Here is a 21690-nt window from a genome sequence, read left to right as displayed (position 1 = left end):
TGGCATCCAGTTCAATAGATTGGAAAAGTTTATGGAAATCGAATTTTTAGGAACAGGCGCCGGTTCACCGGCAAAATCACGCAATGTGACAAGTATTGCTTTAAAGCTTTTGGAAGAGATCAATGAGATTTGGCTTTTTGATGTTGGTGAAGGAACGCAGCACCAAATTTTACGAACAACCATCAAACCGCGTAAAATTTCACGAATCTTTATTACACACCTTCATGGAGACCATATTTTTGGGCTTCCTGGTTTTTTAAGCAGTCGTTCTTTTCAAGGAGCAGAGAAACTTGGACAACTGACTATTTATGGACCAAAAGGAATCAAAGACTATGTCCAGACTAGTCTGCGTATTTCACAGTCTAGACTTACGTATAAAATAAACTTTGTTGAAATTACTGAAGAGGGGCTTCTTTTCGAAAACTCGAGGTTCACAGTCTTTGCCTATCGTTTGGATCATCGAATCGAATGTTTCGGTTACCGTATTGTTGAGAAAGATTATCCTGGAGAACTCCAAGTTGAACGACTGCGTGCAGAACATGTCCCTTCCGGCCCAATATACGGGCAACTGAAGGCTGGAGAAACAGTGACATTGACTGATGGTCGTGTTTTAGATGGGAATGACTATCTGGGACAGCCAAAAAGAGGTAGAATAGTAACTGTTCTGGGAGACACACGGCAAACACCGAATATTTTAAAACTAGCACAGAATGCCGCTGTACTTGTACATGAAAGTACTTTTGGTAAAGAGGAAAGCCAAATGGCATTCAGCTATTATCATTCTACAAACGTGCAAGCTGCTAGGGCTGCAGTAAAAGCACATGTAGGGCAATTACTCCTTACACATATTTCTGCACGTTATGTAGGCCCTAAAGCATTAAAGCTTGAAAAGGATGCACAGTATGTTTTTAAAAAGACAATACTGGCTAATGATTTTGATAATTTTTCTATTCCATTTACGCGAAAGCAGGAGGGTGAACAATGAGGGGTTATAAGCAATTGAAAGATTTACGCAACCGAATTGCGATTGTTACGGGAGCTTCCTCAGGTTTAGGAGAACAAGTAGCATATGAGCTTGCACGACAAGGTGCAATCGTTGTGGTTTGTGCTCGCAGATTAAAAAAGCTTGAGCTTATAAGTCAAAAATGTCAATCTCTTTCGGGAAGAATATCACTATCAAAGCAGCTCGATGTTGAAAAGCCAGAACAAATTGAACGATTAGTTGATGAAATTGAAGAAGAACTTGGACCGATTGATATCTTGGTAAACAACGCGGGTTTTGGTTTGATGGAAAATGCACTTTCATTTGAAATGAAAGTCGCAGAAAAAATGTTTCGTGTCAACGTTTTAGGAATGATGTATTTGTCAAAGTATGTTGCTTTAAACATGGCAGAAAGAGAAAGAGGAGCTATTATAAACGTAGGTTCAGCTGCAGGAAAAATTGCAACACCAAAATCTGCTGTCTACTCTGCTACGAAGTTTGCTGTTTTGGGCTATTCAAATGCTTTGCGTCTGGAATTAAAACCCCTTGGAATTTCAGTTTTGACTGTCAATCCTGGGCCTGTTAAAACAGATTTCTTTAAGATTGCCGATAAATCAGGCGATTATTTGAAAAAAGTTGGTTTTTTAGTTCTCGAACCTGCAGCTCTTGCAAAAAAAATAGTGTCTACTTTAGGTACAAGTAGAAGAGAACTCAACCTGCCATATGTTTTTGACGTTGCACATCATCTCTATGAACTCTTTCCACGTATTGGTGATTATTTTGCAGGTGATCTGTTTAATAAAAAATAAGGGGGGAATATTTAATGAAAAACCAGTGGAGAATGATTGCAGCTTTGCTAGTTGCTTTAATAGTTATCGTCTTTGCATTGCTTAATACTCAAAATGTTGAACTGAACTTTATTTTTGGTAAATACAGCATGCCTTTAGTATTAGTTCTTGTTATATCTTTATTAGCTGGTGCTTTAATTGCAGTTTTGCTTTCTACCGTCACGATTATAGGATTGAAAAGACAGCTTAAAGAAAGTGAAATTAAGCGTGAGAGGGCCGAAGAAAGTGCTGTGAAGAAGTATGAGCAAAAGTTGACGGCAACACAAGCAAAGTATCAACGCAAGTTGAATGGGAAAACAGCTGCGACCGTAAGACAAAAAGAAGATTTTCATAAGTAGGAGCTGATTGAACTTGTTTGAGCCGCACTATCTCTGGAAAAAGAACCATACTGAGCATAGTTTAGAAAAAATAAAGCAAATTGAAGAAGAATTTGGGCTGAGCTCTTTTGCAGCTGGACTTTTGCTAGATCGTGGACTAGATTCTTCAGACAAAGTTCAGCAATTTTTAAATCCGTCTTTTGAAAATTTAGTTGATCCATTTCTAATGAATGATATGAAAAAAGCCGTTGAGAGAATCCAAACTGCAATTGTTTCTGGTCAAAAGATCATTGTTTATGGAGATTATGATGCAGATGGTTTGACAAGTACAGCGGTTATGTATGAAGGCCTTTTACAATTAGGAGCTGATGTTGCCTATTATATTCCTGATCGGTTTAAGGATGGATACGGACCGAATAAAGAAGCGTATCAAAAATTAATAGCGGACAAAACAGAATTGATTGTGACTGTTGATAATGGAATTAGCGGCAACGAAGCAATTACATATGCAAAAGAAAATAATGTGGATGTAATCGTGACTGATCACCACGAACTGCCTGAACGATTACCGCCGGCTTTTGCAATTGTTCATCCGCGATATCCCGGTAAAATATATCCGAATCCGCAGCTTGCGGGTGTTGGGGTTGCTTTTAAAGTTGTCTGCGCACTGCTTGAAGAAGTTCCACAGGAACTTTTGGACCTTGTTGCAATTGGTACAGTCGCTGATTTGGTGCCTCTTATCGGAGAAAACCGTACTCTGGTACAACTTGGGCTTCATGAATTAAGACAAACTCAGCGAATCGGATTGCAGGCGTTAGTGCAGGCTGCTAAGATCAATCCAGAAATTATTGACGAAGAAAAAATCGGTTTTGGGATTGCTCCGCGTCTTAACTCATTGGGGCGCCTTGAAAATGCAAATCTTGGGATTGCATTACTGACAACTTTAGATAGCAGTGAAGCCGCTGAAATTGCAGTGCATGTAGAAAAACTAAATCAGCAAAGACAGAAGCTGGTAGAAACAATCACAATAAAAGCTTTAGCAAAATTAAAGAGTCAGTCTGTTCCTCATTTAGTGAATGTTGTTGCAGCGTCTGGTTGGCATGAGGGAGTATTAGGAATCGTTGCTTCACGTTTAGTTGAAAAAACTGGTCGTCCGACGCTTGTACTGACTATTAACTCTGAAAGCGATGTTGCAAAAGGTTCCGGACGTTCTGTTGAAAGTTTTCACCTTTTTAAAGCACTGGATGCTCATCGAAAATTATACAGCAGTTTTGGCGGCCATCATATGGCATGTGGGATTTCGTTGGCTGCGAATCGATTACCGCTATTACAAGAAATACTTGATAAAGAGGCACAGAAACAAAAACTTGATGAGAGGCAAAAGCCGGTATTGCAGATTGCAGCTGAATTGCCTTTGGATGGGATAAACAAAAAACTCATTACAGATTTAAAAAAAATTGCACCATATGGTCCTGAAAATCCAAAACCAATTTTTTCCTTTACAGATTATAAACTTACTGACGTTCGATTTTTAGGACAAAAGAAAAACCATGTCAAACTTACTCTAACCGGTAATAAAGTACAGCTGGATGCCTTGGCGTTTTCAATTGAGGATCATAAAAATGAAATTATCGTAGAAGCTGAAGACATGAAATTCTGTGGTAAGCTTGGGGAAAATACGTGGAAGGGAAGAACTAAACCGCAGATTCTGATCTGCGACATGGGTAATTCACGACCGGATTTTAAGGATCTAAGGACAAATAGATTAAGCCCAGAACTTTTTAAAAAATCCGGGACATATTTCTTTTTTAATCAAAGAATTCAACAAAAGTTAGTTCCTTTCTTACCGCAAAATGCTGAAATGGTTATTGGGCTAAAGAAACTTCCGGCAACACCAAGTTTTGATGAGCTTATCATAGTTGATTGTCCGCCTTCTCTTAAAGACTTGAAAAAATTATTACAGGTTGCCTCTTATAAAAAACTGGTTGCTATTTTTTATCCTTATAAACCAGTTTATGCTTCAGGAATGCCGACTAGAGATGAGCTGGCTAGAGTTTATCGCTTTGCAATTAGCCATCATAACATTGATCTGAAAGGCCAGATGCAGCAAGTTGCGGACTACCTTCAGGTAAAAAAAGAATTATTGATTTTTATGTTGCAAGTGTTTTTTGAGGTTGGATTTGTTAAAATAGAAAATGGATTGATGACAGGCTATCCAGCCCATCAAACGGTTAATCTGAAAGAAACACCCAGTTATCGTTCAAGACAGCAGCTGCTGAAAGCCGAAAAAACCTTATTGATGAGTAAAACCACTGACTTAAAAAAGTGGCTGTTCAAACTCTCAGCAGTCTAATTTAAAGGAGCGTTTTAAAAAATGGCATTAGATTTGACAGAGTATGTAGCAAGCATTCCGGATTATCCTGAGAAGGGAATTATTTTTCGAGATATTTCTCCTTTGATGGCCGATGGAGAAGCCTACAAACAAGCAACAGCACAAATTGTTCAGTTCGCTCACGATAAAGGAGTAGAAATGATCGTTGGACCTGAAGCGCGTGGCTTTATTGTAGGATGTCCGGTTGCTTATGAACTAGGGGTCGGTTTTGCTCCAGCACGTAAAAAAGGTAAACTTCCACGAGAGACAGTTAAAGCAGAGTATAAATTGGAATATGGTACTTCAGCTTTGTACATGCATAAAGATGCTGTAAAACCAGGACAGCGTGTTCTTGTAACTGATGATCTACTTGCAACTGGCGGAACAATTAGTGCAACCATTGACTTAGTGGAGCAGTTAGGTGGAATCGTGGTTGGCTGTGCGTTTATTATCGAACTAAATGCCCTAGAAGGCCGTAAAAAAATTAAGAATTATGATGTTTTAAGTTTAATGAATTATTAAAAAATGTATTTTTTAATAATTAATGTGTTTTAAGATACTTCCCGCTACTCCTTGATAAGAGAAATATGAGCTGGAGCTTTTGAACTAAGAAGGCTGTTGAAATATATTTATTGGGATACTGCAAGGTAAAGTCAAGGGACTGCGTCAAAAATTTACTTTTGACGCAGTCCCTTCAGTAGTATCCTTAAGCTTTTAATTACGAGGAGGCTTAGTAATGGTTAAACAAAATTATGCAATTATTGGCCTAGGCAGGTTTGGTGGCAGTATCTGCCAAACCTTAATAGCAGGAGGAGCTGAAGTACTTGTAATCGATAAAGATGAAGCAAGGGTAAACGACTATAAGAACATTGCAACTCAGGCGATAATTGCCGATGCACAGGATGAAAATACATTAAGATCGCTCGGAATTCGTAATTTCGATCATGTAGTAATTGCAATTGGTGAAGACATCCAAGCAAGTATTCTTGTAACACTTATGGTAAAAGAATTAGGAGTCAAGTACATCACAGCTAAAGCCCAGAATGAATATCATGCACGTGTTTTGACTAAGCTGGGGGCAAACAAGGTTGTACACCCAGAGCGTGACATGGGGATTAGAATCGGCCGCAATCTTTTATCAAAAAATATGCTTGATTACTTAGATTTATCTCCAGAGATTAAAGTGGCGGAGATTAAAATCACACAGAATTTTTTAATTGGCAAATCTTTAATGGAACTTGATTTTCGCAAAAATTTTGCATTGAACGTGATCGCAGTTCGCCGCAATAAGAAAATAGAAATTTCACCAGCTCCCAGTGAGGCATTGAATTTAAATGACAGCCTCCTAGTTGTTGGGTTGAAAAAAGACGTTGAACATTTTAGTCAATTGATGGACCGTTAAAAAATTCTGTTAATACTTTCTTCGTTTCGGAAAAACAGTTAGGATTAAGGTAAAGAGTACAAGTAACGAAATACCAGTTATAAAGATTCCTGTAATTAATAAAGGCGGGAAAAAGGTGAGGCGAATTTTATGCCTACCTTTTATTGCTTTAATAGCCAAAAAGGTGTTTTGAATTTTAAATGTCGAAACATTTTTTCCATCTATTTGAACATGCCAGCCCTTACTGTATGGAATTGTTGTTGCTAAAATTTGTTGGTTATTTTTAGCTTCATAATGTCCTTGCAGATTTCTTTGCGATTTTTGTGAGAGTGTCACTTTCCTTTTTTTTAGTGTCTGTAATTGAGAAAAAATTGCTGCATTGTCAGCTTGATAAAGAACAAAGTTGTTCAGCCACAGGGAAGATTTTTTCAACTTGGCTGTTAAAATTATTTCTTGACCTTTAGCATGATTGGCAAGATCAACGACAACTGTATGTCGAAAAGTGCCATATTGATTTAAGGGCTGGTTATTAAGAAACAACGAAACATTATCATTATCTAAGGAAGGACCAAGTGTTAAATAATAAGAATCGTTTGTAGGCGGTGTAAACTTAAAAATAATCTGCGCGTCCTTAGATAGGTCTTTGCGGCGGAAGATTGTATCTGTCAGTTTAGTTTGCTGTTTGATATTCTGAAATACTACTTCATTAAAATTCTGGGCCTTGAAGTAACTGTAACGTGGACTTCCGACAGCATTATTCAGCCACTGTGTTTGGTATTCCAATGGGTTATCATAAAAGCCGGTAAACTTTTTCAAATTTTTATCAGCAAGGTAAGCATATCCTAGAGCGGCTGAGTTTTGATAGATATGTGTTAAGGGCTGGTTCTTCACTAACCTGTATTCCTGCAGATCAGGTTTTTCTGTCAGTTTTTGTAGAGGTTGTCCATTTTTTAGTTCAGCTGCATCTTTTGGAGCACTGAAGTATTTCATATTAAGCAATGAATCGGAAATCAAGGTGCCGTTTGAATAGGTTACATAGTTATCGCCATCAGGATTTCCTAACATACCATAAAAATCAGGAATACTTTTTTCTAGAGCAGAGCTGAAATATGACCCTGTATTGAGCATATTTGCAATACCATCATTTTTAGTTCTGCTATAGACTTGCCCCGTCCTATACGGAGAACTGTCAGTCTGCTTTAAGTAATTACTATCTTTTGAAAGTGCTTGGGTTGGTTGGGAGTATTCTTTTGCACTTAGATAACTTAGGTTGTTTAATGACAAACAGCTATTCAAAGAAACTTCTCCAACGACGAGGAGTAAGAGCCAATAGAACCTGATACGTGCATATCTGGAGCTGGGATTAATCGCTAAAGTGGCTAAAATTAAAGTTGCAAAAGCAGCAGTGAGAAGCAAGGTTTCGTTTGTAAGAAAACTAAATTTTTTAATATTAAATAAAAGGTAAGCTAAAAATGAAGTGAAAAATGCAAAACAAAACCAGATCTTCCAAGGCTCTAAATGCAGTTGCTCTTTAAGCGAACGGGCGGCAAGCATTAGCATCCAAAAACTGATTACAAAGGAAAAACGATATGGATACCAGACTGGAAACTGAAACCCATGCCAGAAAAGATCAAGCGGTTCGAAACAAAGTGACAAAAACAAGAAGATACTGATAAAAAGAGCAGTAATTCTTTCGCAAAGCTTTATTTGTGAATTTAAAAAGTACGTAATGAAACCGATTAAAGCAAGTGAACCAATGAAAAGATTAGGATAGCCCGATGGCATTTGCTGGAAGTTAAAAGAACCTACAACAAACTTTGAGATCATTTTTAAGGGTGTATATTCAAATCTAAAATGCACGAAGCTTGCAGTATACTGGCCTTTGCCTTCCATCAGTGAAGACAAAGTCGGTAGTAAAATAACAGCTGCAAGGCCAACTGCTAGTAAAGAAGCAAGTACAAAACGTGCTAGAAGGTGAAGACTTTCAACAAAGCCTTCCCAGTTTGCTGCAAGATACCAGAAAAAATAGGCAACTAAGAAGATGCAGACCATATACCCCATATAATAATTATCAATTAACAAAAGAGCAAGCAGCGCGGGATACTTCCAGTTACTATGTTTTTGCAGCAATGCATCCAGTGAGATAATGACAAGAGGCAAAAATATAGCAGCATCAAGCCAAAGTAGATTGAGCTGGTTTGCGATAAACCACCCCATTAATGCATAGGAAGTAGAAAAAAGAAGAGGAGTTACCTTTAATGCTGGATTCTTTTTTAAAAGAAAAAGATAGAAAGAAAGACCGGCAAATCCATATTTTAGAGTAGTAATAAGCATGATTCCGGCAGGTAAAGCAGTTTGTGAAAAGAAAAGCAGTAAAAGGTTAAATGGGCTCATCAAGTAATAGGACCATTCACCAATCATGTTTCCACCGATTTCTTTTGAAAAAGAATAAAAGAAATTACTTGGATCGTGCAGCAAAGTTCTTCTAAAAAATGAGAAAAAATCAATGTATTGCTGGCCAAGATCCACAGTCAGTAAACTGCTTTTTCCGAAAGGATACATTCCGCGCGTAATAAAGTATGTTTGCATGATAATTGCGGGAATAAAAAAACTTAAAATTAAAGGATAGTTTGTTTTCCAAAAAGTTATTGATTTTGTTCTCATTTTGCACCCCTAGAAACATTTTTAAGAAGTTTTACCATTAATTTTATTATACAGACTTGTTTCTATATTTGCACAAGCGCATAATTTTTATTAAAGTTTAACAGGCAGTTTAAGAAACTGGTAGTTTGTATGGTACCATGAGTAATGGTAATGTTACATGGATATCTATTATTAAGGATAACATGATAAAGTTTTTTGATCGATGTGAGGTTAATAATTTTGAAATATTTAAGAAAAAGAAATAATTCCAAAAGAGTAAAGTCGCAAATTCCTTTAAGACTGAATTTTTTGTTTATACTTGTTTTTTTGCTGTTTGCTACATTATTGGGACAACTGGCCTACTTGCAAATTGTGCATGGAACTAAGTTTGAATCCGAAGTAAGCAGTACGGATACGAAAACCGAAACAAAAAATGTACAAAGAGGCATGATCTATGATTCAACTGGTAAAATTTTAGTGGCTAATAACGCTTCACGTGCTATTACATACACTAAGCCTCTTACTGTAACTCCTATGCAAATGTATAAAGTTGCAAATGATCTTGTAAAATATGTTTCGATAGATACTTCTAACATAACTCCTGCTAATAAAGCAGATTATTATTTGGCAACCACGGCCAATTTAGAAAGAGTTCAAAAAAAGATTCCTAATTATGAAAAACTCGGTACAAACGAACTTTATCGTCGCGAGGTTGAGTATGTAAGGCAAAAAGGACTTGCCAAAAGTCTAACTGATAAACAAAAAGAAGCAGCAGTTGTTTACTCGAAAATGAGTGGAGCATATGCTCTTTCCTCGGTTTTTCTTAAGTACGCTGATGTTTCCGATGACGAGATGGCTAAGGTAGGAGAGAACTTATCAACAATGCCTGGGATTAAAATTGGGACCAGTTGGACCCGTAATTATCCTAATGGAGAATCTGTAAAGAGTGTTATTGGGACTGTTACAAGCCGGCATGAAGGTTTGCCTAGTGATCAGATTAATAGTCTGTTGGCAGAGGGCTATTCCCGTGATGACAGCGTCGGTTCAAGCTATATTGAATCTCAGTATGAAAATGTACTTAAGGGAACTAAATCAATTACGACGTTGGAGACTCAAAATAATAAAATCACTCGTGAAGTCAAATCATACGGCGGTAAAAAGGGTGATAATGTTGTTTTAACGATTAATTCTGAATTTCAGAAAAAGGTTCAGGATATCATGAAAAATTCGGTGCAAAGTGTAGCAGGCAGTAATCCATATCTTCCAGGTGCTTATGCAGTTGTGATGAATCCTAATACGGGTGCAATTTACGCTTTGGCTGGAGTTAATCGTGATTTAGAGAGTGGTAAAATTACCGAGAATGCACTTGGAGCAATTAACCAGACCTACGTTATGGGCTCTGTTGTTAAGGGAGCAACAGTCATGGGCGGAATGCTTTCAAACGTAATCTCGCCGGATAACAGTACCTTGACAGATCAGCCCATCTCGTTACAGTCAACTCCTACAAAGTCTTCTTGGTTTAATAAGTCCGGTGGCCAAGATATGCCATTAACTGCTTCGGATGCATTAATGGTTTCTTCCAACTCTTATATGATGCAGTTGGCAATGTTGGAGGGCGGTTTTAAATATCATGAGAATGCGGCTTTAAGTTTGCCGACTTCTATTTTCTCAAAATTGCGTGGATATTTTAATCAATTCGGGCTCGGAGTAAAAACTGGCATTGACATTCCAGGCGAAGCAACTGGTTTTGAAGGTCCTTCGACTCAGTCTAGCATAGGTAAAGCACTTGACCTGTCTTTTGGAAACTATGACTCATATACTACTATTCAGTTGGCACAATATATGTCAACAGTTGCAAACGGCGGCTACCGATTACAGCCGCATATTTTAGAATCGATCAGAGGGACTAATAAAAATGGTGGCTTAGGCGCAACGGAATACGAGTTTTCACCAAATATTTTAAATGTCGTCAGTGCTTCTGATAGTCAGTGGAATGTTATTAAATCTGGTTTTTGGAAAGTTGTTCATGGAACCAGCACATATCGTACAGGCGGAACTCTCGCAAATGTCAAACCGGCAGTTGTAGCAAAAACCGGTACTGCACAAACTTTTCACGGGACAACGGAAACTGAAACCCTTAGTGGAGTTTCTTATGCTCCTGAAAAAAACCCTCAAGTGGTCGTAGCGATTGCTTTTCCAGGAATGGATGGCGGTACAACCAGCCATATTAATAGTGAAGCAATCATTCAGATATATAAGGCGTATTGGAAATATGTTCAGTCTAGTGACGGGCTTCAATAGAAAGCAGTAGTTACTGTCAAGGAGTATCCCTTAACAATTTGTAAAAAACGCTGGCTTCACTGGAAAAAAAATGATATCATAGTAACGTTGAAGATTAAAAATTTTCGAAAACAGCAAAGTTTGGAGGGTTAGGAATGCGTGTAAACATTACATTAGAATGTACAGAATGTCATGAACGGACATATCTATCAAACAAGAATAAGCGTAACAACCCTGATCGCTTAGAGTTGAATAAGTATTGCCCACGTGATAGAAAGGTTACGCTTCATCGCGAAACAAAATAGTACTTGAAAGTATTATTTGAAGAAGGCAAACTGTTTGTTTTAGATATTTGGTATTAATTTTTAAAATGACGGTAGCTTATCATCAATGTACGTACTTACTATATAATATAGGGCTGGGGCAGGTGAATATTTGTCTCAGTCTCTTTTATTATCTAGGATTCTTTACGAAAGGAGATACTGTGCAGCTAAAAAAAGAAACAGTAAGAAAAAAGCAGTTGGAAAAATTAACACAGTCAAAAAGTACATGGAGTAAACAACTTAATGAGCTTTGTTTGTACCAAAAGCTTTTTGCTCTAGCTAGCTGGAAAAATGCAAAAATGGTTGCAGTTACTTTGTCCTCTGGAAGCGAGATTGATACTAAGCCCTTAATCTTACAAGCTTGGTTGCAAAATAAAGACATTTGCATTCCAAGAATATTTCCTCAAAGGCAAATACGTTTTTTTAAATTGGAAAAGCAGAGTAAAATTGAAAAAAGTTCTTTTGGTGTTTTGCAACCTGCTAAGACAGAAAAAGAAGTATCTAAAGAAAAGATTGAATTAGTGATAGTTCCCGGACTTGCGTTTACGCAAAAAGGTGAACGAATTGGTTTTGGTGGGGGCTACTATGATAGATTTTTAGCAAATTATCATGGTGATACGCTTGCTCTTGCTGATCCAGTACGTTTCTTTCCAGCAGCGATTTGGCAGGCAGAAGAAACTGACCAAAACATTCAACAGATTCTGACTATTTAAAAAGGAGACAGACAATGGTTTCGAACCGACGACCAATAGTCACATACGCTTTGCTCAGCTTGAATATTGCGATTTTTTTGTTAATGACGCTCTTGGGTGGCAGTCAAGAGATCTCTCTGTTAATTGCGTTTGGAGCTAAGGTTAACAGTCTTATTTTAGCTGGTCAGTGGTGGCGATTACTAACGCCGATGTTTCTTCACATTGGTTTGGAGCACTTAGTATTGAATATGGTAACACTTTATTTTATCGGTACCCAATTAGAAACAATACTAGGGCATTCAAGGTTTTTACTTATTTATTTCATAAGCGGCTTTATGGGAAACTTGGCTAGCTTTGCATTTAATCCGGAAGCTCTTTCAGCTGGTGCAAGTACTGCGTTATTCGGCTTGTTCGGAGTTTTCTTGATGATGGGAGAATCTTTTGGGGAAAATCCTTATATCCGTATGTTGGCAAAACAATTTTTAATTCTGATTGTCTTGAATGTTATCTTTGGTTTTTACGGTAATGTAGATCTTCCGGGGCACCTTGGTGGCTTGTTCGGCGGTTTTTTAGCCGGTTACTGTACCGGTGTTCCTGCAGTAGGCAAAGTTCCTGTCTTAAAAAGAATTCTCAGTTTTGCAATGCTATTATTTTTATGTGTAATGCTATTGGCAGTGGGTTTTAAAAATTAAGGCTTTCCTACCTAATTACTTTCCTATATAATCAATGGGGGTGTTTTCATGAAAACACTTTATGATGTTCAGCAGTTGCTAAAGAATTTTGGGATTTTTGTGTATGTTGGTAAACGCTTGTGGGATATTGAACTGATGGCACTTGAACTTGACCATTTACACAAGGCAGGTGTCATTACTGACCCTGTATTTATTAAAGCAAAATTAATTTTAACAAGGGAACATAGCTTCGAAGAAAAGCATCAGAATGAAATGACAGGATTTTAGCGGAGGTTTTTTTATGGATAAAAAACTGATCGGGGTTGATCTCGGTGGAACAACAATTAAATTTGCAATTTTAACTGCAGAAGGTGAAATCCAGCAGAAATGGAGCATAGAAACCAATATTTTAGATGAAGGGACCCATATTGTTCCTGACATAATATCTTCTATCAATCATCACCTTAAACTCTATAACATGCAGCCTGAACAGTTTATTGGAATCGGAATGGGTTCCCCAGGCACAGTTGATCTTGAAGCTGGTACGGTAATCGGAGCTTATAATCTTAATTGGAAGACACTTCAGCAGATTAAAAAAGAAATCGAAAAGGGAACTTCAATTCGTTTTGCGATTGATAACGATGCAAACGTTGCAGCTCTAGGAGAACGCTGGAAGGGTGCTGGAGAAAATGACAATGAAGTTGCTTTTATCACACTTGGAACTGGAGTAGGCGGCGGTCTTGTGTCAAACGGTAAACTCTTGCATGGTGTGAAAGCGGCTGGTGAAGTGGGACATATGATTGTTAAGCCTAATGGATACCTTTGTACCTGTGGAAATCATGGATGTCTTGAAACTTATGCTTCTGCTACTGGAATCGTACGGGTGGCTCGTGATTTTGCAGAAGAATTTGCCGGCAGCTCAAAGCTGAAACAAATGCTCGATGATGGTCAAGAAATTACCTCTAAAATTGTTTTTGAACTTGCAAAGAAAAATGATCTTCTTGGTAAAAGAGTGGTAGAACAGGTTTGTTATTACCTTGGGCTTGCATGTGCAAACTTAGGAAATCTGCTGAACCCGTCATATATTGTAATTGGCGGTGGTGTTTCAGCAGCTGGAGAATTTCTTTTAAAAAGGGTTGATAAGTATTTTCGGGAATTCGCATTTCCGGTTGTTGAAAAAACGACAACGCTTAAACTGGCACAACTTGGAAACGAAGCCGGAGTTATAGGTGCAGCTTCGCTTGCATTAACATTTGAATAGTTTACTTGAAAGGAGAAGAGCGAATGTTTTTACAAGCTATCTCAGTCTGGGGAGTTATTGATGTAATTCTGATTGTTGTTTTACTTTATATTTTTGGTAATCAATTATATCTATGGTATCAAGGGCGTAAAGTAGCCCATTTTCTTGAAAATAAAGAGTTTCGTCAAGGAATGCATACTGCACAGATTATTGATTTACGCGATAAAGATAATTTTGATGCAGGTCATATTATGGGGGCACGCAACGTTCCGTTTGCACAATTTAAAATCATGAAAGAATCTATTAGAAAAGATATGCCTGTTTATCTTTATGATCAAGGCAAATCACTGAGCACAAGAATTGCTGTTAAACTTCATAAAGATGGCTATCAGGACCTTTACATTCTTAAGAATGGATTCGATAAATGGGACGGACGGACCAAAAAGAAAAATTAATTTTAGAAAGTTAATCGAAAAAAGAGGCCAACATGAATTTGTCAGAGCCTCTTTTTTGATGTGAATACTGTTTAACCTTGATGAGATGAGTGCATTTTACGTATTGCACGTCGATGATGTTCATCAATCATTGCTTCTTTTTCTTCTATTGGGTCAACTACTGTATGTTTAAACGCATAAAAGCATCCTGCAACAGCACTCAGTGTTGAAACAACACCAAGGATAACCCCTTTACCGAATGGTTTCATTTGAAATAGACCTCCTTATTTTCTTTATAAAACTAATTATGCAGGTTTTGAAGTTAAAATTCCAGTTATAAGTATAAAATAAGATTAAAAACTTGATAAGAGAACTTTGTGATGAGAAAGGAGAAAAGATGACTACTAAAATTGTTCTGATTGTTGGCCCTACAGCTGTCGGTAAAACGGATCTTTCATTAAACTTAGCGTGTAAATTTAATGGCGAAATTATTTCTGGTGATTCTATGCAGGTTTACCATAAGTTAGATATCGGTACGGCTAAGGCAACTTCTAAAGAAAGATCTTTGGTCCCTCATCATTTAATAGATGTCAGAGAGATTGAGCAGCGGTTTTCTGTAGCAGAATTTGTTTTAGAGTGCCGGCACTTGATTAATGAAATTACAGCAAAGGGGTCGTTGCCATTCATTGTCGGCGGAACAGGTTTTTATTTGCAGGCTCTTCTTGATAATTTTCAGCTTGGCAATGATCAGTATGAAGACTCTGAAAGAATCAGGGAAAAGTGGTATCAATTTGCAAAACAAAACGGGAAAAAACAACTTTGGCAGGAATTAAAAAAAGTAGATCCGAATGCAGCTGTAGGTATTCCTCCAAATAATGAAAGGCGGATAATTCGGGCTCTTGAGGTCTTTGAGAAGACTGGAAAACAGTTTTCAAAGCAAAATGACCGGCCGACAAAAGAGTTTTTGCCTTTGGTTATTGGTTTAAACACAAATCGTGAAGTGCTGTACCAAAGAATTGAAAAACGGGTTGATTTGATGCTTTCAAATGGATTATTAGAAGAAGCCCGCTGGTTGTATGATGCCGGAGGAGAAAGCCTGCCGGCAGGCAAGGGGATAGGCTATAAGGAGCTTTTTCCGTATTTTAAAGGAAAGATTCCTCTCGCTCAAGCTGTTGCTAATATTAAAAAAGACTCACGTCACTATGCTAAAAGGCAATTAACGTGGTTTCGCAATAAAATGGATGTAACTTGGTTTGATATCATTTCAGATAAAAATAACGCTGATAAAATAACTGAGGTTGTTAAAAATTGGATAGAAACTAAGGAGTAATTTTTGATGGAACTTTCATGGAAAAAAGGATTACCGACAGATCTGCAAAAAAAAATCAAAGAAAGTGAAAAACAGATTGCACCAAGATTAACGGAGATTGACGAACAAGTAACTTATAATCAAATGCGTGTTTTGGAGTGTTTTAGAACGCACCACGTCGCAGAAGAAGATCTAGCAGGATCAACTGGATATGGTTATGATGATGTTGGACGTGAGAAATTAGATGAAATCTATGCAGATTATTTTCATACTGAAGATGCAATGGTAAGGCCGCAGTTGATTTCAGGGACACATGCAATTGCAACTGCCCTTTTTAGTGTGCTGCGAGCGCAAGATACATTGTTTTATATGACAGGAATGCCGTATGACACTATTCAGCATGTAATTGGAATAGTTGGAAATGAACCGGGTTCTATGCTGGATTATGGAATCAACTTCGATTATGCAAAGCTTCTTCAAAATGGCAAGGTTGATTACAAAAGCATTGCGGCAAAACTAGCAAGTAATACCAACATTAAAGTAGTCGCTATTCAGCGTTCAAGAGGCTATGCTCTTAGAGACAGTTTTACTGTTGCTGAAATCAAGAAGATGATTGCTTTTGTCCGTGAAAGGCTGCCAAAAGTGATTATTTTTATTGACAATTGTTACGGTGAATTTTCGGAAATTCATGAAGCTACTGAATATGGGGCAGATTTAATGGCTGGTTCACTTTATAAGAATGCTGGGGCAGGAATTGTTAAAACAGGGGCATATATTGTGGGGAAAAAAGATTTGATCAAACGAGCAGGTAATCGCTTAAATGTTCCTGGGGCAGGAAAGCATGAAGGCGCAACGATTGGGCATATCCGGGACATGTACCAAGGATTTTTCCTAGCTCCGCACGTTACTGGTGAGGCTATTAAAGGAGCAATCTTTACGAGCGCACTTCTTGAAAAGATCGGCTTAGATGTATCCCCTAGTTGGGATGCTCCTCGTACTGACCTTGTGCAAACTGTTAGTTTCGGCAACCCGAAAGCAATGATCGGTTTTTGTCGGGCAATTCAGCATTACTCACCAGTCAACTCGTATGTTGATCCGGTTCCGAGTGTCATGGAAGGTTACGAGGATAAGGAAATAATGGCTTCTGGCAGTTTTACTGAGGGTTCTACAATTGAGCTATCTTCAGATGGGCCTATGAGACCGCCCTATCGATTGTACATTCAAGGAGGACTGACTTACGCACATGTGAAAGTTGCGATTAGTAAGGCAGTTGCGGAAACTTTTTTCGAAAAGAAAGACATGTAATAAAATATGACATTTCGTGTTGACAATTAAAAACCGCCTTGCTATTATTAGTGCGTGAGTTAGAGGAGGGTTGTTATGAAAGAAAAGGAACTCAGACGTTCTCTTGCTGTTTTGCCGATTGGAACGGTCATGAAGCTGACTAACTTGACAGCTAGACAGATCAGATACTATGAGGAGCAAAAACTGGTAAAGCCGGAACGCAATGAAGGAAATCGTAGAATGTATTCTCTTAACGACATTGATCGTTTATTGGAAATCAGGGATTATCTCGATGAAGGAATTAACATGGCTGGAATTAAGCACATTTACATAGAAAAGGAACGTAAACGTGCTGCAAAAAAAGCTCAATTGGATAAACCGTTGACAGATTCTGACGTGCGTCGAATTTTACGGGATGAATTTATTTCTGTCAGCGGCCTTGGCAAGAAAGAAGAGTTTCCTTTCAAACATAATAAGAACCTCTAAATTTAAAAAAGGAGCGATTTATATGGTAAAGCCTAGCTACACTAAGGATGACATCCGCAAGATATCTAAGGAAGAAAATGTTAAATTTTTGCGTTTAATGTTCACAGATCTGTATGGTGTTATTAAGAACGTTGAAGTTCCAATCAGCCAACTAGACAAATTATTGGACAACAAGTTAATGTTCGATGGTTCTTCGATCGATGGCTTTGTTAGAATCGAAGAGAGTGACATGTGGTTATATCCAGATCTGTCAACATGGATGATCTTCCCTTGGGGAAGCGAACATGGAAAAGTAGCACGAATCATTTGTGAAGTTTATAATGCAGATCGAACTCCCTTTATTGGAGATCCAAGGAATAATCTGATTCGTGTTTTGAAAGAGATGAAAGAGTTAGGCTTTACAGACTTTAATATCGGCCCGGAGCCGGAGTTTTTCTTATTTAAGTTAGATCCTCAAACAGGCAAACCAACAATGAACCTTAATGATAAGGGCAGCTATTTTGATCTTGCACCTGTAGATCTTGGCGAAAATTGCCGCCGTGATATTGTACTTGAATTGGAAAACATGGGCTTTGATGTTGAAGCTTCTCACCATGAGGTCGCTCCTGGACAACATGAAATTGATTTTAAGTATGCTGATGCGCTGCATGCTTGTGATAACATTCAGACATTTAAATTAGTTGTTAAAACAGTAGCACGCAAACATGGGTTACATGCAACTTTTATGCCAAAACCGCTTGATCGTATCAATGGTTCAGGTATGCATATTAATATGTCACTTTTTAATTCAGAAGGCAATGCTTTCTATGATGAAAACGGAGAGATGCAGCTTTCTGAAGAAGCACATTATTTTCTTGGAGGTTTGTTGAAACATGCTCGCGGATTTACAGCTGTTACTAACCCAACAGTCAATTCTTATAAGCGACTTGTGCCGGGTTATGAAGCACCTGTTTATGTAGCATGGTCGGGGCGTAATCGCTCACCATTAGTACGTGTGCCGATTGCACGTGGATTATCAACTCGTCTTGAACTAAGGAGCGTTGATCCGAGTGCAAATCCTTACCTTGCAATTGCCGCTATTTTAGAGGCTGGACTTGATGGACTACGTAATAAGTTGGCTGCGCCTAAACCGATTGACCGTAACATCTATGTGATGGATGATGAAGAACGAAAGGCAAATGGAATTTCGGATTTACCATCAACTTTGCATAATGCGTTGAAGTCTTTGGAAGCTGATGAAGTAATTGCAAAGGCCATGGGGCCACACTTGTATCAAAACTTTATTGAAGGTAAAAAGCTTGAATGGGGTGCTTATCGTCAAGAGGTTTCCCAGTGGGAACGCGATCAGTATTTAGAATTGTATTAAGTCTATTTAAGCTGCTGAAACTAAAAAGGGGCTGGAACAAAGCATTAGTTTTGTTCCGGTATCCCTTTTATTTTTATCTCACAATGCCAATCTGTTCTAGTATATCAGTCATTTCTGACTAACTGATATTTGTTCCTGTATGTTTTCTCTTTCCAAGCAGTAATGTTTGCAGTCCATTATTAAACGCTAAGGAGTTTCTAAGCTTTATTGCAGTTTCATTAAGATATCTCAATAACTTAGTTAATGGACAAAATGGAGGCTACCGGTTTTGAAGATGACAATTACCTAAGTTAAATTTGCAGTATGATCATATAGCTGAAAATTAGTTTTCACAAATTAACATGGGTATAAAACAGGTGCTATTTAGGAATTCTGGCTGCTTTAACGTTTTTAATTTGAGTAAACATAATAAGGTGGGTAATTCCCCCATAGATATCCGTTATAATATAAGCATCTTTATTTGATTTATTCTGATTAATAAAACCTGTTGCGCTGAATTTATTTTCGTTGTGATCTGTGAAACAAAGTTTGATCAGTTTATGTTTTTGAATCGCTTGAGTAATGAAAAAATTAAGTTGAAAAGCGGGCATTTGCTGATAACTGATATTTTCATCTAGGAAGGTACTGTTAAATTTCTCTTGAATAGCCTGTATGGTCTGCTGTAAAGTTGTTTTTCTTAATGCCATCTTGAAATCACTCTCTTTCAGAACGCTTGTTCGATAAATTTATTATAGAACATTTGTTCGTAAATGCAAGTGTAATTTTAAGAGTTGAAAGAGAATAATTATAATTTGAAAATAGAGTCTTGAAAAAGCTACAAAAAAAGTACATCATTGAGTTAATACATTATTTTAGAGGAGAATTTAAAGACATGTCTAAAAGGGGAATGTTGATTGTACTATCTGGTCCTTCAGGTGTAGGCAAGGGAACTATCCGAAAGGCAATTTTTGAACAGGATGATAACAAATTTCATTATTCAATTTCAATGACAACTAGAAAGAAAAGACCTGGTGAAGTTAATGGAAAGGATTATTATTTTGTGTCGAAGGATGAATTTGAAAATGAGATTGCAGCCGGAGACATGTTGGAGTATGCACGTTATGTTGACAATTATTACGGCACACCGTTAAAATATGTTAATAAGATGCTTGATAGTGGTAAAGATGTTTTCCTTGAAATTGAAGTTAAAGGTGCGATGCAAGTTAGAAAGAAATGCGCAGATGGACTTTTTATTTTTTTAACCCCTCCTGATTTGATGGAATTGCGTCACCGTATCATTGAACGCGGAACTGACGACCTTGCGACTATTGATAAGAGGATGAAAAGAGCCGTCGGGGAGATTGAGATGATGCAGAATTATGATTATGCAGTTGTTAATGACGAAATCCCCGCAGCTGTTGAAAAGATTAAAACCATTATTCGAGCTGAACGGTGGCGTGTTAAAAGATTTTTGCCAGATTATAAAAAACAGTTAGGAGATGTTTTAAAATGATTTTGTATCCTTCAGTAGATGACTTGTTAAAACGTGTTGATTCTCGTTATTCGTTAGTGATGCTAGCAAGTAAACGCGCTCATGAACTTGATGGCGGAGCAGCTCCAATGTTGAATAAGTATAAATCTGTTAAGAATGTCGGTAAAGCACTTGAAGAGGTTGTTGCAGATGATTTAATTATCGATCCGGATGAGAGTGAAAAAATTTAGATTTATGTTTATTGAATTAGTTAATGTAGCGGTTTGAGATCATGCTTGGATGTGTTAACAACCTTTTAGTGGTTGAAGCACTCTGAGTGATCTCTTTTTTATTGTGTTTTTTGCTGCTAATATTGGTACAATATGGTTATTATATACAGGAGGCCGGCACAGTGAAAAATTTGCATGTTGCAGTCTATGTGACTGGGGGAATAGCAGCTTATAAAGCAGCCTTTTTTGTAAGGGAATTAATAAAAAAAGGTGCTCATGTCAAGGTTGCACTTACAAGAAGTGCAGAAGGTTTTATTACGCCCTTAACTTTTGGAACACTTAGTCGAAATCATGTTTATACTGATCAAGAAAAAAATGACGGAATTGTTCCTCATATTGAACTTTCTGACTGGTCGGATATTGCAGTTGTAATTCCGGCAACCGCAAATATTATTGCAAAAATGACTTCCGGAATTGCAGATGATTTTACAACTTCGGCATTATTAGCGAGCTCGTGTCCTAAGTTTGTGATTCCAGCAATGAATGAGAAGATGTATTTTAATCCGGCAACACAAAGGAATCTTGCACAATTACACAAAGACAGTGTCTTTGTCTTAGAACCAGATTCGGGTTTTTTGGCAGAAGGCTACGAAGGGAAAGGGCGTTTGCCCAAGATCTCACGGATCGTTTCATGGATAGAAAAAAAAGTTCAAAATTTTTCTCTAAAGCAGGACTTGTATGGAAAAAAAATCTTGATCACTGCTGGCAGAACCGTTGAACCGATTGATCCAGTTCGTTATATTACCAATCATTCGACAGGCAAGATGGGTTTTGCGTTGGCAAAAAATGCTGTTGCCCGCGGAGGAAAAGTTATTTTAGTTGCTGGGCCTACAGATTTAAAAATTGAAACAGGAGCAACGCTTATTCAGGTTCAGACTACAGCTCAAATGGATGAGGTTGTTGAACATTATTTTTCGGAAATGGATATTGTGATTATGGCTGCGGCAGTTTCTGATTACCGTGTCGAAAAGCCGGCAGCTCAGAAAATAAAAAAACATTCAGAAAAAATGTCTCTTTCTTTGATAAAAAACCCAGACATTCTTTTAAAGCTTGGAACTAAAAAGCAAAAGCAATTGCTGGTTGGTTTTGCTGCTGAAACTCAGCATTTATTGTCAAATGCTACTAAAAAAATGAAAGAAAAAAATGTTGACCTGTTAGTAGCAAATGACGTTTCACGTTCTGACATTGGTTTCGGCAGCGATCAAAACGAAGTTACTTTCTTACAACCAGATAAGAAACCGCGATTAATAAAAAAAACCAGCAAAGAAGAAATTGCCGAAAAAATTTTTGACATGCTGCTTTCCAAGTAAAGGAGGTGCTTAG

23 protein-coding genes are annotated in these 21690 nt (G+C 37.6%); 20 read left to right on the top strand and 3 right to left on the bottom strand.

The features are described 5' to 3' along the window. The first annotated feature begins 31 nt into the window (after positions 1–31). The 6 genes from rnz (at position 32) to FD46_RS08225 (ending at position 5920) form a co-directional block, all read left to right on the top strand. Positions 32–985, top strand: a complete 954-nt coding sequence (gene rnz / locus FD46_RS08250) for a ribonuclease Z (RefSeq protein ID WP_057896676.1) — start codon at positions 32–34, stop codon at positions 983–985. Next, entirely contained in the window at positions 982–1791 is an 810-nt protein-coding gene (locus tag FD46_RS08245; protein WP_057896675.1) for an SDR family NAD(P)-dependent oxidoreductase, read from the top strand. Before rnz ends, FD46_RS08245 begins: the two co-directional genes overlap by 4 nt. Positions 1792–1805: 14 nt before the next feature. Next, positions 1806–2168, top strand: coding sequence for a LapA family protein (locus FD46_RS08240; protein ID WP_057896674.1), 363 nt, complete (start codon positions 1806–1808; stop codon positions 2166–2168). A gap of 7 nt (positions 2169–2175) precedes the next feature. Further along, positions 2176–4500, top strand: coding sequence for a single-stranded-DNA-specific exonuclease RecJ (recJ, locus tag FD46_RS08235; RefSeq protein WP_235805606.1), 2325 nt, complete (start codon positions 2176–2178; stop codon positions 4498–4500). A gap of 21 nt (positions 4501–4521) precedes the next feature. After that, positions 4522–5040 carry an adenine phosphoribosyltransferase gene (locus FD46_RS08230; RefSeq protein WP_057896672.1) on the top strand — a complete coding sequence of 173 codons (519 nt, stop codon included), beginning with the start codon at positions 4522–4524 and terminating at the stop codon, positions 5038–5040. Between the two features lie 214 nt (positions 5041–5254). Next, entirely contained in the window at positions 5255–5920 is a 666-nt protein-coding gene (locus FD46_RS08225; protein ID WP_057896671.1) for a potassium channel family protein, read from the top strand. Positions 5921–5929: 9 nt separating this feature from the next. Here FD46_RS08225 and FD46_RS08220 read toward each other — a convergent pair whose 3' ends face one another. Further along, complete coding sequence (locus tag FD46_RS08220) at positions 5930–8563, bottom strand: YfhO family protein (RefSeq protein ID WP_057896670.1); 2634 nt, start codon at positions 8561–8563, stop codon at positions 5930–5932. Positions 8564–8782: 219 nt separating this feature from the next. On the opposite strand from FD46_RS08220, the gene FD46_RS08215 reads away from it, so the two are divergent. The 7 genes from FD46_RS08215 (at position 8783) to FD46_RS08190 (ending at position 14203) form a co-directional block, all read left to right on the top strand. Continuing rightward, positions 8783–10843: a peptidoglycan D,D-transpeptidase FtsI family protein gene (locus tag FD46_RS08215; protein WP_057896669.1), complete on the top strand. Its 2061-nt coding sequence runs from the start codon at positions 8783–8785 to the stop codon at positions 10841–10843. Positions 10844–10977: 134 nt separating this feature from the next. Beyond that, on the top strand, positions 10978–11127 hold the full coding sequence (gene rpmG / locus FD46_RS10260) for a 50S ribosomal protein L33 (protein ID WP_083479402.1): 150 nt from the start codon (positions 10978–10980) through the stop codon (positions 11125–11127). Positions 11128–11306: 179 nt separating this feature from the next. Then, the gene (locus FD46_RS08210; protein WP_057896668.1) at positions 11307–11858 is read left to right on the top strand and encodes a 5-formyltetrahydrofolate cyclo-ligase; all 552 of its coding nucleotides are present in this window, start codon (positions 11307–11309) and stop codon (positions 11856–11858) included. 14 nt (positions 11859–11872) lie between these two features. Beyond that, on the top strand, positions 11873–12529 hold the full coding sequence (locus FD46_RS08205; protein WP_057896667.1) for a rhomboid family intramembrane serine protease: 657 nt from the start codon (positions 11873–11875) through the stop codon (positions 12527–12529). A 48-nt stretch (positions 12530–12577) separates the two neighbouring features. Beyond that, positions 12578–12796: a YqgQ family protein gene (locus FD46_RS08200; RefSeq protein WP_057896666.1), complete on the top strand. Its 219-nt coding sequence runs from the start codon at positions 12578–12580 to the stop codon at positions 12794–12796. Between the two features lie 13 nt (positions 12797–12809). Next, positions 12810–13769: an ROK family glucokinase gene (locus tag FD46_RS08195; protein ID WP_057896665.1), complete on the top strand. Its 960-nt coding sequence runs from the start codon at positions 12810–12812 to the stop codon at positions 13767–13769. Positions 13770–13792: 23 nt separating this feature from the next. Next, on the top strand, positions 13793–14203 hold the full coding sequence (locus tag FD46_RS08190) for a rhodanese-like domain-containing protein (protein WP_057896664.1): 411 nt from the start codon (positions 13793–13795) through the stop codon (positions 14201–14203). A 71-nt stretch (positions 14204–14274) separates the two neighbouring features. On the opposite strand, the gene FD46_RS10255 is transcribed toward FD46_RS08190, so the two are convergent. Then, on the bottom strand, positions 14275–14451 hold the full coding sequence (locus FD46_RS10255; protein WP_083479401.1) for a DUF3042 family protein: 177 nt from the start codon (positions 14449–14451) through the stop codon (positions 14275–14277). Positions 14452–14579: 128 nt separating this feature from the next. Between FD46_RS10255 and miaA the strand changes: the two genes are divergently transcribed. The 4 genes from miaA (at position 14580) to glnA (ending at position 18627) form a co-directional block, all read left to right on the top strand. Then, positions 14580–15512, top strand: coding sequence for a tRNA (adenosine(37)-N6)-dimethylallyltransferase MiaA (gene miaA, locus FD46_RS08185; protein WP_057896663.1), 933 nt, complete (start codon positions 14580–14582; stop codon positions 15510–15512). Positions 15513–15518: 6 nt separating this feature from the next. Further along, a complete protein-coding gene (locus FD46_RS08180) occupies positions 15519–16796 on the top strand; it encodes a methionine gamma-lyase family protein (RefSeq protein WP_057896662.1) in 1278 nt (425 codons plus the stop codon). A gap of 75 nt (positions 16797–16871) precedes the next feature. After that, positions 16872–17261, top strand: a complete 390-nt coding sequence (locus FD46_RS08175; RefSeq protein WP_057896661.1) for a MerR family transcriptional regulator — start codon at positions 16872–16874, stop codon at positions 17259–17261. Between the two features lie 22 nt (positions 17262–17283). Next, positions 17284–18627, top strand: coding sequence for a type I glutamate--ammonia ligase (glnA, locus tag FD46_RS08170; protein ID WP_057896660.1), 1344 nt, complete (start codon positions 17284–17286; stop codon positions 18625–18627). Between the two features lie 359 nt (positions 18628–18986). On the opposite strand, the gene FD46_RS08165 is transcribed toward glnA, so the two are convergent. After that, positions 18987–19313, bottom strand: coding sequence for a hypothetical protein (locus FD46_RS08165; RefSeq protein WP_057896659.1), 327 nt, complete (start codon positions 19311–19313; stop codon positions 18987–18989). A 185-nt stretch (positions 19314–19498) separates the two neighbouring features. Between FD46_RS08165 and gmk the strand changes: the two genes are divergently transcribed. The 3 genes from gmk (at position 19499) to coaBC (ending at position 21677) form a co-directional block, all read left to right on the top strand. Further along, positions 19499–20119: a guanylate kinase gene (gene gmk / locus FD46_RS08160; RefSeq protein WP_057896658.1), complete on the top strand. Its 621-nt coding sequence runs from the start codon at positions 19499–19501 to the stop codon at positions 20117–20119. Next, entirely contained in the window at positions 20116–20328 is a 213-nt protein-coding gene (rpoZ, locus tag FD46_RS08155) for a DNA-directed RNA polymerase subunit omega (protein WP_057896657.1), read from the top strand. Before gmk ends, rpoZ begins: the two co-directional genes overlap by 4 nt. Positions 20329–20489: 161 nt before the next feature. After that, positions 20490–21677: a bifunctional phosphopantothenoylcysteine decarboxylase/phosphopantothenate--cysteine ligase CoaBC gene (coaBC, locus tag FD46_RS08150; protein ID WP_057896656.1), complete on the top strand. Its 1188-nt coding sequence runs from the start codon at positions 20490–20492 to the stop codon at positions 21675–21677. The last annotated feature ends 13 nt before the right edge of the window (positions 21678–21690 follow it).

It is taken from the genome of Liquorilactobacillus oeni DSM 19972, from assembly GCF_001436275.1.
In the GTDB taxonomy this organism is placed as follows: Bacteria; Bacillota; Bacilli; order Lactobacillales; family Lactobacillaceae; genus Liquorilactobacillus; species Liquorilactobacillus oeni.
The sequence above is the reverse complement of the archived record's forward strand: the minus strand, read 5'-3'. Positions and strand labels throughout refer to the sequence as shown.

What these genes read in the sequence shown, in the direction of transcription:
- rnz (WP_057896676.1), top strand. Translation starts at nt 32, where the DNA reads ATGGAAATCGAATTTTTAGGAACAGGCGCCGGTTCACCGGCAAAATCA.
- FD46_RS08245 (WP_057896675.1), top strand. Translation starts at nt 982, where the DNA reads ATGAGGGGTTATAAGCAATTGAAAGATTTACGCAACCGAATTGCGATT.
- FD46_RS08240 (WP_057896674.1), top strand. Translation starts at nt 1,806, where the DNA reads ATGAAAAACCAGTGGAGAATGATTGCAGCTTTGCTAGTTGCTTTAATA.
- FD46_RS08230 (WP_057896672.1), top strand. Translation starts at nt 4,522, where the DNA reads ATGGCATTAGATTTGACAGAGTATGTAGCAAGCATTCCGGATTATCCT.
- FD46_RS08225 (WP_057896671.1), top strand. Translation starts at nt 5,255, where the DNA reads ATGGTTAAACAAAATTATGCAATTATTGGCCTAGGCAGGTTTGGTGGC.
- FD46_RS08220 (WP_057896670.1), bottom strand. Translation starts at nt 8,563, where the DNA reads ATGAGAACAAAATCAATAACTTTTTGGAAAACAAACTATCCTTTAATT.
- rpmG (WP_083479402.1), top strand. Translation starts at nt 10,978, where the DNA reads ATGCGTGTAAACATTACATTAGAATGTACAGAATGTCATGAACGGACA.
- FD46_RS08205 (WP_057896667.1), top strand. Translation starts at nt 11,873, where the DNA reads ATGGTTTCGAACCGACGACCAATAGTCACATACGCTTTGCTCAGCTTG.
- FD46_RS08200 (WP_057896666.1), top strand. Translation starts at nt 12,578, where the DNA reads ATGAAAACACTTTATGATGTTCAGCAGTTGCTAAAGAATTTTGGGATT.
- FD46_RS08195 (WP_057896665.1), top strand. Translation starts at nt 12,810, where the DNA reads ATGGATAAAAAACTGATCGGGGTTGATCTCGGTGGAACAACAATTAAA.
- FD46_RS08190 (WP_057896664.1), top strand. Translation starts at nt 13,793, where the DNA reads ATGTTTTTACAAGCTATCTCAGTCTGGGGAGTTATTGATGTAATTCTG.
- FD46_RS10255 (WP_083479401.1), bottom strand. Translation starts at nt 14,451, where the DNA reads ATGAAACCATTCGGTAAAGGGGTTATCCTTGGTGTTGTTTCAACACTG.
- miaA (WP_057896663.1), top strand. Translation starts at nt 14,580, where the DNA reads ATGACTACTAAAATTGTTCTGATTGTTGGCCCTACAGCTGTCGGTAAA.
- FD46_RS08180 (WP_057896662.1), top strand. Translation starts at nt 15,519, where the DNA reads ATGGAACTTTCATGGAAAAAAGGATTACCGACAGATCTGCAAAAAAAA.
- FD46_RS08175 (WP_057896661.1), top strand. Translation starts at nt 16,872, where the DNA reads ATGAAAGAAAAGGAACTCAGACGTTCTCTTGCTGTTTTGCCGATTGGA.
- glnA (WP_057896660.1), top strand. Translation starts at nt 17,284, where the DNA reads ATGGTAAAGCCTAGCTACACTAAGGATGACATCCGCAAGATATCTAAG.
- FD46_RS08165 (WP_057896659.1), bottom strand. Translation starts at nt 19,313, where the DNA reads ATGGCATTAAGAAAAACAACTTTACAGCAGACCATACAGGCTATTCAA.
- gmk (WP_057896658.1), top strand. Translation starts at nt 19,499, where the DNA reads ATGTCTAAAAGGGGAATGTTGATTGTACTATCTGGTCCTTCAGGTGTA.
- rpoZ (WP_057896657.1), top strand. Translation starts at nt 20,116, where the DNA reads ATGATTTTGTATCCTTCAGTAGATGACTTGTTAAAACGTGTTGATTCT.